This is a genomic window from Cereibacter sphaeroides 2.4.1, assembly GCF_000012905.2.
Classification (GTDB): domain Bacteria; phylum Pseudomonadota; class Alphaproteobacteria; order Rhodobacterales; family Rhodobacteraceae; genus Cereibacter_A; species Cereibacter_A sphaeroides.
In genome coordinates this window covers 259,477-277,112 of record NC_007493.2, presented here as the reverse complement: position 1 = coordinate 277,112, position 17,636 = coordinate 259,477, and the positions used below count along the sequence as shown (strand labels likewise).

General features: G+C 68.1%; 19 protein-coding genes. 2 read left to right on the top strand and 17 right to left on the bottom strand.

The window, feature by feature from the left end:
* Positions 1-144 precede the first annotated feature (144 nt).
* Genes RSP_RS01375 through RSP_RS01350 form a run of 6 tightly spaced genes read right to left on the bottom strand, consistent with a single transcriptional unit; the run spans position 145 to position 4,603 of the window.
* Positions 145-414 carry an HPr family phosphocarrier protein gene (locus RSP_RS01375; RefSeq protein WP_011336940.1) on the bottom strand — a complete coding sequence of 90 codons (270 nt, stop codon included), beginning with the start codon at positions 412-414 and terminating at the stop codon, positions 145-147.
* Complete coding sequence (locus tag RSP_RS01370) at positions 411-809, bottom strand: PTS sugar transporter subunit IIA (RefSeq protein ID WP_002722435.1); 399 nt, start codon at positions 807-809, stop codon at positions 411-413. The genes RSP_RS01375 and RSP_RS01370 overlap by 4 nt, the downstream gene beginning before the upstream one ends.
* A complete protein-coding gene (rapZ, locus tag RSP_RS01365) occupies positions 806-1,714 on the bottom strand; it encodes an RNase adapter RapZ (protein WP_009561581.1) in 909 nt (302 codons plus the stop codon). Before rapZ ends, RSP_RS01370 begins: the two co-directional genes overlap by 4 nt.
* A gap of 21 nt (positions 1,715-1,735) precedes the next feature.
* Positions 1,736-2,164 carry an HPr kinase/phosphorylase gene (locus RSP_RS01360; RefSeq protein WP_011336939.1) on the bottom strand — a complete coding sequence of 143 codons (429 nt, stop codon included), beginning with the start codon at positions 2,162-2,164 and terminating at the stop codon, positions 1,736-1,738.
* The gene (locus tag RSP_RS01355; RefSeq protein WP_002722432.1) at positions 2,161-3,879 is read right to left on the bottom strand and encodes a sensor histidine kinase; all 1,719 of its coding nucleotides are present in this window, start codon (positions 3,877-3,879) and stop codon (positions 2,161-2,163) included. The genes RSP_RS01360 and RSP_RS01355 overlap by 4 nt, the downstream gene beginning before the upstream one ends.
* Positions 3,880-3,901: 22 nt before the next feature.
* Positions 3,902-4,603 (bottom strand): response regulator transcription factor, encoded by a 702-nt coding sequence (locus RSP_RS01350; protein ID WP_002722430.1) that lies wholly within the window; start codon positions 4,601-4,603, stop codon positions 3,902-3,904.
* Between the two features lie 338 nt (positions 4,604-4,941).
* On the opposite strand from RSP_RS01350, the gene RSP_RS01345 reads away from it, so the two are divergent.
* On the top strand, positions 4,942-6,540 hold the full coding sequence (locus RSP_RS01345) for a phosphoenolpyruvate carboxykinase (RefSeq protein WP_002722428.1): 1,599 nt from the start codon (positions 4,942-4,944) through the stop codon (positions 6,538-6,540).
* 714 nt (positions 6,541-7,254) lie between these two features.
* Complete coding sequence (locus RSP_RS01340; protein ID WP_017140055.1) at positions 7,255-8,922, top strand: acyl-CoA dehydrogenase family protein; 1,668 nt, start codon at positions 7,255-7,257, stop codon at positions 8,920-8,922.
* 39 nt (positions 8,923-8,961) lie between these two features.
* Here RSP_RS01340 and recO read toward each other — a convergent pair whose 3' ends face one another.
* The 11 genes from recO to folK all read right to left on the bottom strand — a co-directional run bounded on the left by recO (position 8,962) and on the right by folK (position 17,611).
* Positions 8,962-9,681, bottom strand: a complete 720-nt coding sequence (recO, locus tag RSP_RS01335) for a DNA repair protein RecO (RefSeq protein WP_011336937.1) — start codon at positions 9,679-9,681, stop codon at positions 8,962-8,964.
* Between the two features lie 36 nt (positions 9,682-9,717).
* On the bottom strand, positions 9,718-10,053 hold the full coding sequence (locus RSP_RS01330) for a DUF1491 family protein (RefSeq protein WP_002722422.1): 336 nt from the start codon (positions 10,051-10,053) through the stop codon (positions 9,718-9,720).
* Between the two features lie 21 nt (positions 10,054-10,074).
* Positions 10,075-10,989 (bottom strand): GTPase Era, encoded by a 915-nt coding sequence (gene era, locus RSP_RS01325; protein ID WP_002722420.1) that lies wholly within the window; start codon positions 10,987-10,989, stop codon positions 10,075-10,077.
* Complete coding sequence (gene rnc / locus RSP_RS01320) at positions 10,982-11,671, bottom strand: ribonuclease III (RefSeq protein ID WP_002722419.1); 690 nt, start codon at positions 11,669-11,671, stop codon at positions 10,982-10,984. The genes era and rnc overlap by 8 nt, the downstream gene beginning before the upstream one ends.
* Positions 11,668-12,456 (bottom strand): signal peptidase I, encoded by a 789-nt coding sequence (lepB, locus tag RSP_RS01315; RefSeq protein ID WP_002722417.1) that lies wholly within the window; start codon positions 12,454-12,456, stop codon positions 11,668-11,670. The genes rnc and lepB overlap by 4 nt, the downstream gene beginning before the upstream one ends.
* A 71-nt stretch (positions 12,457-12,527) precedes the next feature.
* Positions 12,528-12,941, bottom strand: coding sequence for a holo-ACP synthase (gene acpS / locus RSP_RS01310; RefSeq protein WP_009561568.1), 414 nt, complete (start codon positions 12,939-12,941; stop codon positions 12,528-12,530).
* Positions 12,942-12,972: 31 nt separating this feature from the next.
* Positions 12,973-13,731 carry a pyridoxine 5'-phosphate synthase gene (locus RSP_RS01305; protein WP_002722415.1) on the bottom strand — a complete coding sequence of 253 codons (759 nt, stop codon included), beginning with the start codon at positions 13,729-13,731 and terminating at the stop codon, positions 12,973-12,975.
* A 36-nt stretch (positions 13,732-13,767) separates the two neighbouring features.
* On the bottom strand, positions 13,768-14,424 hold the full coding sequence (locus tag RSP_RS01300) for a DUF2062 domain-containing protein (protein WP_011336935.1): 657 nt from the start codon (positions 14,422-14,424) through the stop codon (positions 13,768-13,770).
* 16 nt (positions 14,425-14,440) lie between these two features.
* Positions 14,441-16,558 carry a RelA/SpoT family protein gene (locus RSP_RS01295; RefSeq protein WP_009561565.1) on the bottom strand — a complete coding sequence of 706 codons (2,118 nt, stop codon included), beginning with the start codon at positions 16,556-16,558 and terminating at the stop codon, positions 14,441-14,443.
* A 30-nt stretch (positions 16,559-16,588) separates the two neighbouring features.
* Positions 16,589-16,942, bottom strand: a complete 354-nt coding sequence (gene rpoZ / locus RSP_RS01290; RefSeq protein ID WP_002722412.1) for a DNA-directed RNA polymerase subunit omega — start codon at positions 16,940-16,942, stop codon at positions 16,589-16,591.
* A gap of 84 nt (positions 16,943-17,026) precedes the next feature.
* Entirely contained in the window at positions 17,027-17,611 is a 585-nt protein-coding gene (folK, locus tag RSP_RS01285) for a 2-amino-4-hydroxy-6-hydroxymethyldihydropteridine diphosphokinase (RefSeq protein WP_202110249.1), read from the bottom strand.
* Between the last annotated feature and the right edge of the window lie 25 nt (positions 17,612-17,636).

The window sequence follows — 17,636 nt, the reverse complement described above, 5'->3', positions numbered from 1 at the left end:
TCGTGCCGGGCGCGGTCCCGGCCCGACAAGCTCACCATGCGGCCTGCCGGAGAGCAACCGACGCGTGCGGGGGTGAGGCGGCTTGTCCCAGAGACCGGCCCCGGCAGGGAGGAGGACGGGGCCCGGAGGCGCCCGCCGCCGCGGTCACATGTCCTCGCCGAACCGGTCCGCCACCAGCGCCGAGAGCGCCTCGGCCAGCGCGCTGGCCTCGGAGCCCATGGTCCGGATCCGGATCGAGGTCCCGCGCGAGGCGGCGAGCATCAGGAGACCCATGATCGAGTCGCCCGAGACCACCATCCCGTCCTTGGAGACCTCGGCCTGGGCATCGTGCCGTTCCACGACTTCGACGAACTTGGCCGAAGCCCGCGCATGCAGGCCCTTTTCGTTCACGATGAGAAGTTCTCGTTCGATCATTCCATCCCGCTGCCAAGGTCGAGGCTGTTGATATACTTGCGTCCCGCGTCGAGGGCCAGAGACACCGCCTCCGGCACCGTCAGCTCGCGCGACTTGGCAAGCTTGATGAGCATGGGCAGGTTGGCGCCGTAGATGATGCGGCGGTCGCGCGCCGTGCAGGCCGGCAGCGACAGGTTCGAGGGCGAGCCGCCGAACATGTCGGTCACCACCACGACGCCTGCGCCCCGATCCACCGACCGCGCGGCGGCGCTGATCTCGGCCTGCTTCGCGGCTCGGTCGTGATCGTCCTCGATGGCGATGGCGGCCATGGCCTCCTGCTTGCCCACCACATGCTCGACGGCCGAGAGATATTCCCGCGCGAGGCCGCCGTGAGCAACGATGACGATACCGATCACGCCTTCTCACCCTGATGCGTGGGGAGCACAGCGGCCGCCCTGCGTTCAAGTTCCCTGTGTCGTTTTGACACCGGCCAGCCCGCTTCTGCAAGCGCATTGCCCAGAAGTTCGGCAACGGCGACCGACCGGTGTTGCCCGCCCGTGCACCCGAAGCCCAGCGACAGATGGGCCTTTCCCTCCTCGAGCTGCGCCGGCAGCAGGAACAGCACGAGATCGCGGAGTTTCTCGAAGAAGGGGGCGAAGCGGGGGTCCGAGGAAATGTAGTCGGCCACCGACGCCTCGCGGCCGTCGAGCGCCCGCAGGCTCTCGACCCAGTAGGGGTTCTTCAGGAATCGGCAGTCGAAGATCATGTCCACCCCACGCGGAACGCCCCGCTTGTAGGAGAAGGACTGCACCGACACCGCAAGACGGGTTGCCGCACCGCGGTCGAACCAGCGCGAAAGCTCGGCCTTGAGATCGTGCGGCGACATTTCGGACGTGTCGATCAGATGGTCCGCGCGGACGCGCACGGGGGCGAGCAGGTCGATCTCGCGCTCGACCCCTTCGGCGGGCGTCTCGGCCGGGGCCAGCGGATGGCGGCGCCGGGTCTGGTTGTAGCGGCGGATCAGCTCGGAGGCCGAGCAGTCCACATAGAGCACCTCGAGCGCCACGCGCGGATCCTGCGTCAGCCGGTCGATCAGCTCGATCAGCGCCGTGGCGTTGAAGTCGCGGTTGCGCACATCGAGCCCCAGCGCAATCGGCCGCCCGATCGAGGGTCCCTCGATCAGCCGGGGCACGAAGGACAGGGGCAGGTTGTCGATGACCTCATAGCCCATGTCTTCGAGCGCATTGATCGCGGTCGTGCGCCCCGCTCCCGAAGGGCCGGTGACCAGCACGAGCCGGTATTCCTGCACAGGCTCTACCATACGGTCCAGGATCTGTTGCGTTCACGCGACGCGCCCCGACCGGAGTCGCAGCAGCAGCGCAGAGGGAAAATGGCGGCCTTCCTGGCCGAGCACAAGGTCGAGAGGCCGTCCGAGCACCTGAATCTCATGGAAATGTGGCAGGCGCTCCGTCTCGGACCTGCCCAATTCGACAGCCAGTGTCACTCGCGCTTCGTGAATGGCGGGCGCCCGCAGGATCCCCAGCCCGCGCGCCTCGATCAGGCCCGCGATGGCCGGAGGGCAGCGGGCGACCAGATCCGGCCCCTGCCCCTCGATCTCCGTCCGGTCGTCGGCCACCAGATCCGCGCCGAGCGCCATCAGTTCGAGCGCGAGCGCCGACTTGCCCGAGCCCGATGGCCCGAGGATCAGGAGCCCGCGCCCGTCGAGCGCCACGCAGCTCGCGTGCAGGATGGTGCGGTCGGCCCCGGTCACACCGGCAGGCCGACGACGAAGCGCGCGCCCAGCGGCTCGGAGGTGATGTCGGCGCTGGTGGGGCGGATGTTCTCGGCCCAGATCACGCCGCCGTGCGCCTCGACGATCTGCTTGGAGATCGCGAGTCCCAACCCCGAGTGGTTGCCGAACTGGCCCGGCGGGCGCTCGGAATAGAAGCGGCCGAAGATCTTCGTCAGCGCCTCCTCGGGGATGCCGGGGCCGGTGTCCTCGACCACGACCAGCACCCGGTTCTCGCGCCGCCGCGCCCAGACGCGCACCGCATCGCCCTCCTCGCAGAAGGAAAGAGCGTTGGAGATGAGATTGACGAAGACCTGTGCCAGCCGCGCCTCGAGCCCGCGGATGCGCATGGGTTCGGACGGCAGGTCGGCGATGAAGTCCACCCCCTTCTCCGCCGCCTGCCGGCCGAGATAGTCGCCGAGGTTCGCGATGGTGGGGAGCAGGTCGAACTCCTCCTCCTCCTCCTTCACCAGCTCGCTGTCGAGGCGCGAGGCGTTCGAGATGTCGCTGACCAGCCGGTCGAGGCGGCGCACATCATGCTCGATCACGTCGAGGAGCTGCTCGCGCTGGTCCTCGCGCCTGGCCAGCCGCATGGTGCCCACGGCCGACCTGAGCGAGGCGAGCGGGTTCTTGATCTCGTGCGCCACATCCGCCGCGAACTGCTCGTTCGCGTCGATCCGGTCGTAGAGGGCCGCCACCATCCCGCGCATGGCGATGGACAGGCGGCCGATCTCGTCCGGGCGTGCCGTGAGATCCGGGATCCGCACCCGGCCCGGCGCCATCTTGCGCGCGTCGCGATCCCGGCCGAGTTCGGCCGCGGCCGCGAGATCGGCCAGCGGATTGGCGATGGTCGAGGCCAGCACGAGGCTGAGCCCGATGGAGACGAAGAGCGCCACCACGAACATCTGCAGGATCTGCTCGCGCTCGTAGCGCACCAGCCGGTCGATTTCGCCTGCGGCCGAGGTGATGGCCACCACCCCCATCACGCGCTCTCCGTCGAGGATGGGGGTCGCGACCGAAAAGAGCGCGCCGCCGTTGCGGTCGCGCCCCGTGTTGATCGTGGTCCGCCCCTCGCGCGCCCCCGAGAAGACCTGGCGGGCGAGCGCGCTGGCGTCGATCTCGCCCTGCGGCGCCTCACCCCAAGCCAGCGTCTTCGAGACAGTGTCCCACAGCCCGTTGAGGAAATCGGTGATGAGGGTCGACCGCCGGTCCTCGGGCACCGGCTGGCGGGCGCCACGGTCGGACGCCACGACGACCCCCGCCGTGTCGAGGATGAAGAGGTCGACCGCAGGGTCAACTGCCACGGCGTCGAGCGTGGCGGGGATGTCGATGCCCTTCGGCGCGTCGAGCGTCGCGCCCGGCACCGCCGCGAGCCGCGCCTCGAAGACATTGGCCACGAGGCGGGCCTCGGAGACGAGCGCCCGCTCGCGCTGGAGGACGAGGTTCTCGCGGAACGGGTTGGTGAAGAGCACGCCCGAGACCTGGATCACCAGAGCCAGAAGATTGAAGAGGATGATCTTGCGGGCCAGCGGCGACCGATTCAGCGCGACGAAGCCGCGCCGCCGCCGCTTCTGAAGCCCCGGCTCGCCATCTGCACCGGGCGCCGTCCAGTCCTCGCCGAGGATCACGTCGCCCGGACGGTGCGCGGAGGCCCCGTCGTCGGCCCTGGACCGGCCGAAGATCCGCACGGCGGTCATGGCCGCGTCCTCCCCGGCACCCTCACTCCTCGTTGTACCGGTAACCGATGCCGTAAAGGGTCTCGATGGCGGCGAAATCGGAATCCGCCGCACGCATCTTCTTGCGCAGCCGCTTGATATGGCTGTCGATCGTGCGGTCGTCGACATAGACCTGATCGTCGTAGGCCACATCCATCAGCTGGTCCCGGCTCTTGACGAAGCCGGGCCGCTGCGCGAGGGCCTGCAGCAACAGGAACTCGGTCACCGTGAGGGACACGTCCCGGCCCTTCCAGCTCACCGCGTGGCGCAGCGGATCCATCCGCAGGTTGCCGCGCTCGAGAATGCGGCTTTCCTCCTGCGCGTCGGCCTCGCCGCCCGCGATGGCCTCCTGCCGGCGCAGGAGCGCGCGGATCCGTTCGACCAGGAGGCGCTGCGAGAAGGGCTTCTTCACATAGTCGTCCGCGCCCATGCGCAGGCCCAGCACCTCGTCGATCTCGTCATCCTTGGAGGTCAGGAAGATCACGGGCATCGCGGACTTCTGCCGCAGGCGCTGCAGCAGGTCCATCCCGTCCATGCGCGGCATCTTGATGTCGAGCACGGCCATGTCGGGCATCCGCTTGTTGAAGGCCTCGAGAGCCGACTGCCCGTCGTTGTAGGTCTCGACTTCGAACCCTTCCGCCTCGAGCGTCATGGCCACCGAAGTCAGGATGTTGCGATCGTCGTCGACGAGAGCAATCCTGGACATGCCCCAACTCCGAATGCCTGCTGTACCAATGGACTTCATGATCCGGTTTCCGCCGAAGGAATCAATAGCCTTCTGCGAATCGGTCGGCTCCTCCTCCGGTTGCCCGTCCACGAGTCGCGACGGAACAGCCAATTTGCCGCAACCGATGCCCGGAGGTTGCGCCAACCTGTCGCTGGTTGCGCTAACGTCTTGCTGTCACTCTGTTGTCGCGTGGCACCGTCATGCTATACCCTTTCCCTGTCGGCGCCCATCTCCGGGGCCGACCGGCAGCCTATTGGCCCAGGATGCCGTTGGAGGACCGGAAACAGCCGCTCGCGCGGCATCGGGGAGCTTGCAGTATGAATTTCGGACGCGTGAACCCAGCGCAGACGCTGGACGCACAAGGCATCACTGGACTTGGCGAGGTGCATTACAACCTCATCGAGCCCGCGCTGGTCGAAGCGGCCGTGACGCGCGGCGAAGGCCGGCTGGGCCGCGGAGGCGCGTTCCTCTGCTCGACCGGTGCCTTCACGGGCCGCTCGCCCAAGGACAAGTTCGTCGTGCGCACGCCGTCGGTGGAAGACACGATCTGGTGGGAAAACAACGCTCCCATGGATCCGGCCGCCTTCGACCGGCTCCATGCCGACATGCTCGAGCACATGAAGGGCCGCACCTACTTCGTGCAGGACCTGTTCGCCGGCGCCGACCCCGAGCTGCGCCTCGACGTGCGGATGGTGACCGAGCTCGCCTGGCACGGCCTCTTCATCCGCCACATGCTGCGCCGCCCCGAGCGCGCCGAGCTCGACAGCTTCGTGCCCGACTGGACGGTCATCAACTGCCCGTCCTTCAAGGCCGACCCCGAGCGCCACGGCTGCCGCACCGACACGGTGATCGTGCTCAACTTCGAGCGCAAGCTGATCCTGATCGCCAACACCGAATATGCCGGCGAGAACAAGAAGTCGGTCTTCACGCTGCTGAACTACATCCTGCCCGGCAAGGGCGTCATGGCGATGCACTGCTCGGCCAACCACGCGCTCGGCGACACGGACGATGCGGCAGTGTTCTTCGGGCTCTCCGGCACCGGCAAGACCACGCTCTCGGCCGATCCCTCCCGCACGCTGATCGGCGACGACGAGCACGGCTGGTCGGACCGGGGGACGTTCAACTTCGAGGGCGGCTGCTACGCCAAGACGATCAATCTCTCGGCCGAAGCCGAACCCGAGATCTATGCCACGACCTCGAAATTCGCGACCGTGGTCGAGAACATGGTCTATGACGAAGAGACGCTCGAGCTCGACTTCAACGACGACAGCCTGACGGCGAACACGCGCTGCGCCTATCCGCTCGACTATATCTCGAACGCGTCCGAGAGCGGGCTCGGCGGGCATCCGAAGAACGTCATCATGCTGACCTGCGACGCCTTCGGCGTGCTGCCGCCCATCGCGCGGCTGACGCCCGCGCAGGCCATGTATCACTTCCTGTCGGGCTTCACCTCGAAGGTGGCCGGCACCGAACGCGGCGTGACCGAGCCGCAGCCGACCTTCTCGACCTGCTTCGGCGCGCCCTTCATGCCCCGTCGTCCCGAGGTCTACGGCAAGCTCCTGCAGGAGAAGATCGCCAAGCACGGCGCGACCTGCTGGCTCGTGAACACCGGCTGGACCGGCGGCGCCTACGGCACCGGCAAGCGGATGCCGATCAAGGCCACCCGCGCGCTGCTGACCGCGGCGCTCGACGGCTCGCTCTCGGGCGTTCAGTTCCGCCGCGATCCGAACTTCGGCTTCGAGGTGCCGGTGGACCTGCATGGGGTAGATGCGAAGCTGCTCGATCCGCGCTCGACCTGGGCCGATCCGGCGGCCTACGATCAGCAGGCGAAGAAGCTGGTGGAGATGTTCGCCAACAACTTCGCGCAATATGTCCCCTTCATCGATGCGGATGTGAAGGCGGCCGCGATCGGCTGAGGCCGGTCCCGGCGGCGACCTCCGGGGGCTGTCTGCCCCCGGACCCCCGAGGATATTTGGGCAGAGTGAAAGACCGCTGCGGCGATGAGAGCCCCGAGCGGGTGAGAGCGCGATCGGTCTGAACATGGCTGTCCAGCAGGTCGGGGCACCGTCCGCGGCGGCGAGGAAAGCCGCACGTCTCGAGCCTCATGAGGGCTGGACCTCGAGGCCGGTTCCGACCGGGACTTTTCGAGGTGCCGATCGCCGATCGGACTGTCTGCGACGCCTGTGGTGCCCGTCCGGGGCCTGGGCGGACGCGTGTAACCACGGCCCGGGGTCGTGTCGGGTTCGGGAGCAGGAGCCCTGACACGGTTCGAGAAACCGGCAGGCACGATGACCGCCACATCGAATTGAGAGCGCAGCGCAACCGGACATCTGGCCGCGGTCATTCCCGGCTGAGCGGGCAGGGCAGAGCGCGCGCGGCGGATCAGTGTCCTGCGGAGAGAGCGAGACCGCGCTTGCGATTCCAAGGAGCTGCTGCCTGACGCGCCACGAGACCCAGTCGACGGGAGCGTCAGCCATCCGTCAGACGGAGCTGCGCGGCCCTGCGCTCTTTTGGAAGCGCATTAATCTCTGAGACATATTCATGCGACTTGTGGCGCTATCGTGAATTTTTGTTGCGCTGCGACTGCAAAATGGCTAGGACGTCGCAGTTGCAGAATGAGGAGTCACGCCATGCCGAAGGACGGATCGACCATGACCGGGCAGCCGCTGCTCGGGGATCTTCTGACGCTTGCTTCCGACGCTCTGCCCGAGGTCGAGGCGCTGTTCGAGACGGCGCGGAGCGCGCTGAAGGAGCGGGTGACGACCGACGGCAAGGTCTCTTCGAAGGCGCTGGAAGAGGAGCAGTTTGCGGCGCACGCGCTCTCCTGGCTCGCGACTTATGTCGAGTCGCTCCGGCAGATGCGGGCCTGGGCCGGGCGGCTCGAGACCGAGGGGCGGTTCGGCGAGATGGAGGCGCTGATCCTGCAGATCGCCTTCGGGGAATATCTCGCGCAGATCCGCGGCGGCATCCCGATGAGCCAGACCGAGACGGCGCGGGTGCAGGATATTGGGATCGAGCTCGGCCATCCGGGCGAGGCGGTGCGGCGGCTCATCCAGGCGGGCAATACGCCCGCCGCGCGGGCGCGGCTGGTGGCGCTGATGCGCGACAACCACGGGCGGGCCACCTTCGGCGCCTCGGGCCTCGACGAGGAGCTCGAGATGATCCGCGACCAGTTCCGCCGTTTCGCGGACGAGCGGGTGGCCCCGCACGCCCATGGCTGGCACATGCGCGACGAGCTGATCCCGATGGAGATCGTGGAGGCTCTGGCCGAGATGGGCGTCTTCGGCCTGACGATCCCGGAGGAGTTCGGCGGCTTCGGCCTGTCGAAGGCCTCGATGGTCGTGGTCTCGGAGGAGCTGTCGCGCGGCTATATCGGCGTGGGCTCGCTCGGGACCCGGTCCGAGATCGCGGCGGAGCTGATCCTCTGCGGCGGCACCGATGCGCAGAAGGCGGCCTGGCTGCCGAAGCTTGCGAGCGGGGAGATCCTGCCGACCGCCGTCTTCACCGAGCCGAACACCGGATCGGATCTGGGCAGCCTGCGGACGCGCGCGGTGAAGGACGGCGACGAATGGGTGGTCCATGGCAACAAGACCTGGATCACCCATGCCGCGCGCACCCATGTGATGACGCTCCTTGCCCGCACCGACCTCGAGACGACCGATTACCGGGGCCTGTCGATGTTCCTCGCCGAGAAGGTGCCGGGGACCGACGCGGATCCGTTCCCGACGCCCGGCATGACCGGCGGCGAGATCGAGGTGCTGGGCTACCGCGGCATGAAGGAATATGAGATCGGCTTCGACGGCTTCCGCGTGAAGGCCGAGAACCTTCTGGGCGGCGTCGAGGGGCAGGGCTTCAAGCAGCTCATGCAGACCTTCGAGAGCGCGCGGATCCAGACCGCCGCCCGCGCCATCGGCGTGGCGCAGAATGCGCTCGAGGTGGGGATGCAATATGCCGAGGAGCGCAAGCAGTTCGGCAAGGCGCTGATCGAATTTCCGCGCGTGGCGGGCAAGCTTGCCATGATGGCGGTCGAGATCATGGTGGCGCGGCAGCTGACCTACCATTCCGCCTGGGAGAAGGATCACGGCCAGCGCTGCGACCTCGAGGCCGGGATGGCGAAGCTCCTGGGTGCCCGGGTGGCCTGGGCCGCGGCCGACAATGCGCTGCAGATCCATGGCGGAAACGGCTTCGCGCTGGAATATCAGATCAGCCGGATCCTCTGCGATGCGCGCATCCTCAACATCTTCGAGGGGGCGGCCGAGATCCAGGCGCAGGTGATCGCGCGGCGGCTGCTGGACTGACGGGCCGCCTGCCATTCGCGAAGCGCGGATGGCACGGCCTCAGGCGCGGGCCAGAAGCTCCATCAGCCGGGCGCGCGCCTCGGGCAGCGGCCGCCCGTTCAGCAGGGGCGCGAGCTCGCGGCCGAGGAAATGGCCGGTGATGGCAAGGCCCTGCCGCACTTCCTCGGCCGAGGCAGGCCCCTGCCCCAGCAGCGCCAGCGGCAGCGGGAACAGCCGGTCGGCCCAGCCGCCCGCGGCCCCGCTGCTGACGGCGCGGCCGGTCTTCGGGCTGACGAAGGCCAGATCCTCGCGGCTGCCCGTGACGGCGCAGCGGGTGAGGTCGAGGCCGAAGCCGGTCTCCTCCAAGAGACGCATCTCCCAGCGGAGATAGGCGGGCGGCCAGCCCGGCCGGTCGAGCGCATCCAGCAGCACCATGCTCTCCTGCCAGAGCGTGGAGTGCGGCTCGCGCTCGGGCAGGGTCACATGCAGCATGGCACAGATCGCGTTGAGGCCCGCGAGGCCCAGCCGGTCGCCCAAAAGGGCGGTGCGGCTGCGCAGCGGCTCGACAGTGAAGGCGCCCATATGCTCGTCGAGCCGCGCCTTCCAGGTCAGGTCGAGCTGCGCGCCGGGCTGCAGGATGGGCGCGATCTTCCGCGAGGCGCCGCCGCGGACAACGCCTGCATGGCGGCCATGCGCGGCCGTGAAGACCTCGATGATCGCCGAGCTCTCGCCGTGCCGCCGCACCGAGAGGAGCGCGCCCTCGTCCCGCCATTCCATCATGGAGCGACTATCCCGCGCCGCGGGCCGGCCGTCCAGTCACTCGGAGAGGCCCGGCTCGTCGAGAAGCGTGCGGCCCTGCCGGTCCTCGAGCTCGATCACCCAGAGGTCGGGATCGAAGCGGCGCTGGCGGGCAATGGCCGCATCCACATCGGCCTCGGGGCCTTCGGCGAGCGGCACCCAGGCGCGGGCGCCCGTCATCAGGTCGAAGGAGCGCTGGAAGGCGCGGGCCTGCCCGTCGAGTGTGGCGCATTTGACCAGCACGGCGCCGGCGGTGGCATCGCCCCGGGCGGTGACGAAGGCCGGGATGTCGGCCAGCCGCAGGCGGGTCAGATAGGCGCGGACCCAGAAGTCCGCCGTCAGGCGCGCGCTCATCGGCGGGCCGCGGCGGCCATCTCAGTCGCCGTCCTTGAAGTCGAGGCCCATCTCGGAATAGCGCTCGGGCTCTTCGAGCCAGTTCGGGCGCACCCGGACCTGCAGGAAGAGATGGACCGGCCGTTCGAGGAAGGTCGCGATCTCGGCGCGCGCGGCCTGGCCGATCTGCTTGATCGTCTCGCCCTTGTTGCCGAGCACGATGCCCTTGTGGCCGTCGCGGGCGACATAGACCACCTGGTCGATGCGGGTGGAGCCGTCCGGCCGGTCCTCCCAGGCCTCGGTCTCGACGGTGAGCTGGTAGGGCAGTTCTTCGTGCAGGCGCAGGGTCAGTTTCTCGCGCGTGATCTCTGCGGCGATGGCGCGCATCGGCACGTCGGCGATCTGGTCCTCGGGATAGAACCAGGGGCCCTCGGGCAGGATGCCCGCCAGCCAGCGGCGCAGCTTCTCGACCCCGTGGCCCTTCTCGGCCGAGATCATGAAGGTCTCGGCGAAGGGGAAGGCCCCGTTCAGCTCCTGCGCGAGGCCGAGCAGCACCTCGGCCTTCACCCGGTCGATCTTGTTGATGGCGAGCGCCACGGTCTGGCCCTGCGGGATGCGGTCGCGCATCGCGTCGATGATGGCCTGCGTGCCCTCGGTCAGGCCGCGGTGGGCCTCGACGAGCAGCACGATCACGTCGGCGTCGGCGGCGCCGCCCCAGGCGGCCGCGACCATGGCACGGTCGAGCCTCCGGCGCGGGCGGAAGAGGCCCGGCGTGTCCACGAAGACGATCTGGGCCTGACCTTCCATCGCGACGCCGCGGATACGCGCGCGCGTGGTCTGGACCTTGTGGGTCACGATCGAGACCTTGGCCCCGACCATGCGGTTCAGGAGGGTCGATTTTCCGGCGTTGGGTTCGCCGATGAGCGCCACGAAGCCCGCGCGTGTGGTCTCAGTCATGTCTCGCCTCCATCCGCGCGAGAAGCGCCCGCGCCGCCGCCTGTTCCGCCACCCGCTTGGTGCCCGCCGCAGCCCTGTCCGTCTCGCCGTTGCCGAGGCGCACCTCGACCGTGAAGATCGGCGCATGGTCCGGGCCGGATCGATCCACCGCCTCGTAGGTCGGCGGCGGCAGGCCCCGCGCCTGCGCCCATTCCTGCAGCGCCGTCTTGGCGTCGCGGGCATCCCGCTCGACCTGAGCGATCCGCGCGCCCCAGAGCCGGAGCACGAGCTGCCGTGCCGCCTCGAACCCCGCATCCAGATAGACCGCGGCGATCACCGCTTCCAGAGCGTCGCCGAGCAGAGCCTCCTTGCGGCGCCCGCCCGACATCATCTCGGAGCGGCCGAGCTTCAGCACGTCGCCCAGAGCCACCTCGCGGGCGACGGCGGCGCAGGTCTCCTTGCGCACGAGCGCGTTGAAGCGCGGCGCGAGCTGGCCCTCGGAGGCGGCGCGGTCGGCTGCGAGCAGCGCCTCGGCCATCACGAGGCCCAGAACGCGGTCGCCCAGGAACTCGAGCCGCTGGTTGTCCGACCGGGTGACGGAGGACAGCGAGGAATGGGTGACGGCACGCAGGAGACGCTCGGGCTCGCGGAACTGATGCCCGATCCGGCCTTCGAAGGCCTTCAGGTCGGCAGACAGTTTCACTCGATCGCCTTGAAGAAGCGGTCGGCGCGCCAGGTCCAGAAATAGAGCATCGAGCGGCCGGCCGAGGAGAACATGATCCGGTCGGCGCGCCCGATGAGATTCTCGGCCGGAACGAAGCCCACGCCGCCCACGGCCTGGCCATAGCGGCTGTCCTGGCTGTTGTCGCGGTTGTCGCCCATGAAGAAATAGTGGCCGGCGGGCACGGTGAAGACGTCGGTATTGTCGCCGAAGCCGTTGGTGTCGATGTTCAGCACATCATGGGTGCGGCCGCCCGGCAGCGTCTCGGTGAAGCGGCTCTTGGTGCAGATGCCGCCCTCGCCCACGGGACCGTTCTCGCAGCGCGGCAGGTTGCCCATCGGGCCCTGCTGCTCGTAGGTCTCTTCGAAGGTGCCGTCGGGCGCCTGCGGGACTTCCTGTCCGTTGAGATAGAGCACGCCGTTCCGCATCTGCACCGTATCGCCCGGCAGGCCGATCAGCCGCTTGATGAAGTCCGACCCATTGACCGGGTGGCGGAACACCACCACGTCGCCTCGCTCGGGCTCGGAGCCGAGGATGCGGCCCGAGAAGGGGCAGATGCCGAAGGGGCAGGAATATTGCGAATAGCCGTAGGCCATCTTGTTGACGAAGAGGAAGTCGCCGATCAGCAGCGTGTCCTTCATCGAGCCCGACGGGATCCAGAACGGCTGGAAGAAGAGCGTGCGGAACACGCCCGCGATCAGCAGCGCATAGACGATGGTCTTGATCGTCTCGAGGATGCCGCCTTCGGATTTCGCCTTGCTGGCCATGGTCACACTGCCTGTCTGTTTGCGGGCCGGCCGCCCAATCCGGCGCTTCATGCGCGCCGGTGCGGGATGAGTCAAGCTGGCGGGGCCGCGCGCGGCCGCGCCTCGATCACGACGAAGGCCTGCGCCCAGGGATGATCGTCGGTCAGGCTGACATGGACGACCGCCTCGTGGCCCGGCGGCGTCATGGAGGCGAGCCGTTCGGCTGCCCAGCCGGTCAGCCGCATGACGGGCTGGCCGGTCTCGAGGTTCGCCACGCTCATGTCCTTCCAGGCGATGCCCATGCGCAGCCCGGTGCCGAGCGCCTTCGAGCAGGCCTCCTTCGCGGCCCATCGCTTCGCATAGGTGCCCGCCACATCCGCCCGCCGCTCGGCCTTGGCCTGTTCGAGCGGCGTGAAGACGCGATTGCGGAAACGCTCGCCGAAGCGGGCGAGCGTCTTCTCCATCCGGTCGATGTTGGCGAGGTCGGTGCCGATCCCGAGGATCATCGCCCTGCCCCCCTGCCCGCTCCGGCTTTGCTCAAGCTGCGGCCTCGCGCGCCGCATCCATGCGTCGCCGCATTCCCTCGATGGCGCTGCCGAGGCCGCGGAAGATCGCCTCGCCGATCAGGAAATGGCCGATGTTGAGCTCCATCACCTGCGGGAAGGCGGCGATCTCGGCCACCGTGTCGTAACTGATCCCGTGGCCGGCATGGACCTCGAGGCCCAGCGAATGGGCGAGCGCCGCCCCCTCGCGCAGGGCTTCCAGCTCGCGCGCGGCCTCGGCGGTGCGGCCTTCCGCCACAAGGTCGCAGTAATGGCCGGTGTGCAGCTCGACCACCGCCGCGCCGATCTCGGCCGAGGCCTCGATCTGGCGCACGTCGTGGCCGATGAACATCGACACGCGGCAGCCCGCCGCGCGCAGAGGGGCCACGAAATCCTTCAGCCGCCCGATGTCGCCCGCCACGTCGATGCCGCCCTCGGTCGTGCGCTCCTCGCGCCGCTCGGGCACGAGGCAGACGGCGTGCGGCTTGTGGCGCAGCGCGATGGCCTGCATCTCGGGCGTGGTCGCCATCTCGAGGTTCAGCGGCACGCGCAGCCCCTGCATGAGGGCGGTGATGTCCTCGTCGCGGATGTGGCGGCGATCCTCGCGCAGGTGGGCGGTGATGCCGTCGGCGCCGGCCGCCTCGGCCAGAAGCCCCGCGCGCAGCGGATCGGGATAGGAGGTCCCGCGCGCATTCCGCACCGTCGCCACATGGTCAATGTTCACGCCCAGCCGCAGCCGGCCCAAAGGTTTCATCGCGCGTCCGCCCGTTTCCAAGAAGTTTCGCCCATCCTATTGGCTTCCCGCGCCCGCGTCATCCGCCTCCGCACCGGCGCGGCGGCGCTCGCGGGCCCGGCGCGCCTGCACCCGCATCGCGCGGAGCTTCTGATAGGCGCGGATCACCGGGATGGTCAGGTGGTAGAAGCCGTAGCTCACCGCAAGCCCCGGAAGGATCCCGCCCACCAGATAGGGCAGGTAGATGGTCTCGAAGAACCGCCCGAGGTTGCTCCAGCGCGCGGGTTCGTCGCTGAAGATGGCGAGGAAGTTCGCCCAGAGCTCGGTGCCCGCGTCGGAGAAGGCCTTGAAGATGTTGACGATGTTCAGCGGCACGTCGATGCCGAGCATCCAGTGGCCGATCTCGACCGAGACAAGCGCGATGACGGGCATCGTCACGGGGTTGCCCACGAAGGTCGCCAGCAGCGCGGCCAGAATGTTGCCGCGCAGGATCCAGCCCAGCAGCGCGCCGCCGATGAGGTGGAAGCCGAAGAAGGGCGTGAAGGAGATGAAGACGCCCGCGAAGACGCCGCGCGCGATCCGGTGCGGCTCGTCGGGCAGGCGGGTCAGGCGGTGCTTCACATACTGGGCGGCACGGGACCAGCCGCCGCGGGGCCACACGGATTCCTGGGCGATCTGCCGCCAGGTGCGTGGGTTGCGCCGCTTGAAGACCACTTCCTCTCCCTGCCGGTCAGGGTTTCCTGCTCAGATCGCGGTGCCGGGATATCTGCGCCACATCCGTCTCGGCTTCGAGGGCGGTCATCAGCGTGTGCAGATGTTCGACATCGCACAGATCCACATCGACCAGAAGGCGATAGAAGTCGGGCTTGCGATCGGTGAACCTCAGGTCCGAGATATTGGCCTTCTGCTCTCCGATCAAGGTGCAGATCCGTCCCAGAACGCCCGCATCGTTCGAAATCGTGAGATCGAGCGTCACGGTGTGGACAGGCGCATGGCGCCCGGCGTGCCAGTGCAGGTCGATCCAGCGCGAGGGCTGTTCCTCGAACTCCTCGAGGGCCGGGCAGTCGATGGCATGGATGACCACGCCCTGCCCGCGGTAGGTGATGCCCACGATCCGCTCGCCCGGCACCGGCTGGCAGCATTTGGCGCGACGGAACTGCTGATCGTCGGACAGGCCGACCACCGGGCGCTGCATGTCGACCTCGGGCCCGCTCGAGCGCACGAGTTCGGGATAAAGGGTCTCGACCACCTTGCGCGCGGTCAGCTCGGCAGAGCCCAGCTGCGCCAGAAGCTCGGTCTCGTCCGAGAGGCCCAGCATCTTCGCCGCCGTCCTAAGCGCCTTGTCGGTGGCCTTGCGCCCCACATGGTCGAAGGCCGCGCGCACGAGTTCCTGCCCGAGCTTCACGAAGCGGCCCCGGTCCTCCTCGCGCAGGCTGCGCCGGATCGCGGCCTTGGCCCGCCCCGTCGTCACGATGTCGATCCAGGAGGCCTGCGGGCGCTGCCCCTCGGCGGTGATGATCTCGACCGACTGGCCGTTCTTCAGCCGGGTCCAGAGCGGCACGCGGATGCCGTCGACCTTGGCCGAGACGGTGGAATGGCCGATGCGGGTGTGGATCGCATAGGCGAAATCGAGCGGCGTCGCCCCCCGCGGCAGCTGGATCACGTCGCCCTTCGGCGTGAAGCAGAACACCTGGTCGGTGTACATCTCGAGCTTCACGTTCTCCATGAACTCGTCATGGTCGTCCTCGTCCAGCCGTTCGGTCAGGCTCGCGATCCAGCGGGCGGGATCGACGGCGAACGGGTTGTGGACGCGCACGCCCTCGCGGTAGCTCCAGTGCGCGGCCACGCCGGCCTCGGCCACCTCGTGCATCTGGCGGGTGCGGATCTGCACCTCGACCCGCTTGCCGTCGCGCCCCGAGACCGTCGTGTGGATCGAGCGGTAGCCGTTCGACTTGGGCTGGCTGATATAGTCCTTGAACCGCCCCGGCACCGCGCGCCAACGCTGGTGGATCACGCCGAGGATGCGGTAGCAGTCGGCCACATCCTTGCAGATGACGCGGAAGCCGTAGATGTCGGAGAGACGCGAGAAGGCCAGATCCTTCTCCTGCATCTTGCGCCAGATCGAGTAAGGCTTCTTGGCCCGTCCGTAGACGTCGGCCTCGATCTGCGCCTTTTCCAGCTCCAGCCGGATGTCGGCGGTGATCTTGTGGACCACATCGCCCGTCTCGCGCTGGAGCGTGATGAAGCGGCGGATGATCGAGTTGCGCGCCTCGGGGTTCAGGACGCGGAAGGCGAGGTCTTCCAGCTCCTCGCGCATCCACTGCATCCCCATGCGGCCCGCGAGCGGCGCGAAGATCTCCATCGTCTCGCGCGCCTTCTGGGCCTGCTTCTCGGGGCGCATCGACTTGATGGTGCGCATATTGTGCAGGCGGTCGGCGAGCTTCACGAGGATCACCCGCAGATCCTTCGACATCGCCATGAACAGCTTGCGGAAATTCTCGGCCTGCTTGGATTGCGCCGAGGAGAGCTCGAGGTTGGTGAGCTTCGTGACCCCGTTCACCAGCTCGGCGATATCCTCGCCGAAGAGACGGGCGACTTCGGTGTAGGTGGACTTCGTGTCCTCGATCGTGTCGTGCAACAGCGCCGTCACGATGGTCGCGTCATCGAGCCGCTGCTCGGTCAGGATGGCGGCGACGGCGACTGGATGGGTGAAGTAGGGCTCGCCCGAGTGGCGGAACTGGCCCTCGTGCATCTGCCGGCCGTAGGCATAGGCCCGGCGGATCAGGTCGGCATTGGTGCGCGGGTTGTAGTTGCGGACCAGGGCGATCAGGTCTTCGACGTCGATCATGGCCCCGGCCGCAACAGGTTCAACAATAAATCAGTTCTGCCCCTGCGCTTCCATGAGCGCACGCAGCAGCTTCTCTTCGGACATGTCGTCCTGCACCGGGCGGTCGACCTCGCTGCCCATGAGCAGCGCCATCTGATCCTCTTCCGGCTCGTCCACCTCGATCTGGGTCTGGTGGCTCTCGATCATGCGCTCGCGCAGCGACTCGGCGCTCTGGGTCTCTTCCGCGATCTCGCGCAGCGCCACGACAGGGTTCTTGTCATTGTCGCGGTCGATGGTCAGCGACGAGCCCGAGGCGATCTCGCGTGCCCGATGGGCAGCCAGCATCACCAGCTCGAACCGGTTCGGGACCTTGTCAACGCAGTCTTCAACCGTCACGCGGGCCATGGGAGTCTCCGTTTCGGACAGGGGGCATGGAGCGGCCTATGTAACGGCCGCCCCGCCTCTTGACAAGGGCGGAATCCCTGATCCTCAAGCCTCGAGCGGCACGGCAGCGGCCCGCTCCGCCTCGGGCAGCGCCGCGAGCATCTCTCTCACCGTCAGGCCAAGCAGCGGATGGCGCCAGTCGGGCGCCACGTCGGCCAGCGGGACGAGCACGAAGGCCCGGTCCTGAAGTCGGGGGTGCGGCAATATGAGCCCGTCCGGCGTGCGGCGGGCCTGCTCCTCGGGAGGAAGGTGCCTCCACCGCTCCTGGGTGTCGGCGTCGGGCCAGACCGAATCATCCAGGGCGATGAGATCGAGGTCGAGCGTCCGGTCGGCCCATCTGTGCGACCGGGATCGGCCAAAATCCGCCTCGATCTCGTGCAGCCGTGCGAGGATCTTGCGGGGATCGACATCATCCGTAAGGTGCAGAGCCATGGCCGCATTGACAAAATCAGGGGCTGCGCCCGCGGGAAAAAAGGGCGTTTTGAACAGCCTGCTCACCCGAAATGGGGCTTGAAATGCGCTCGCAACCGCAGAAATCGCCTCGGAAACGTTGCCCTCCGGGAACCTTCCCGCAGATGGCATGTTCGATCCGAGTGCAACCAGAGCTTGCTTTCCAGGTGGCCTGTCCAATGGTATAAGTTTCTGATGAGGCCCG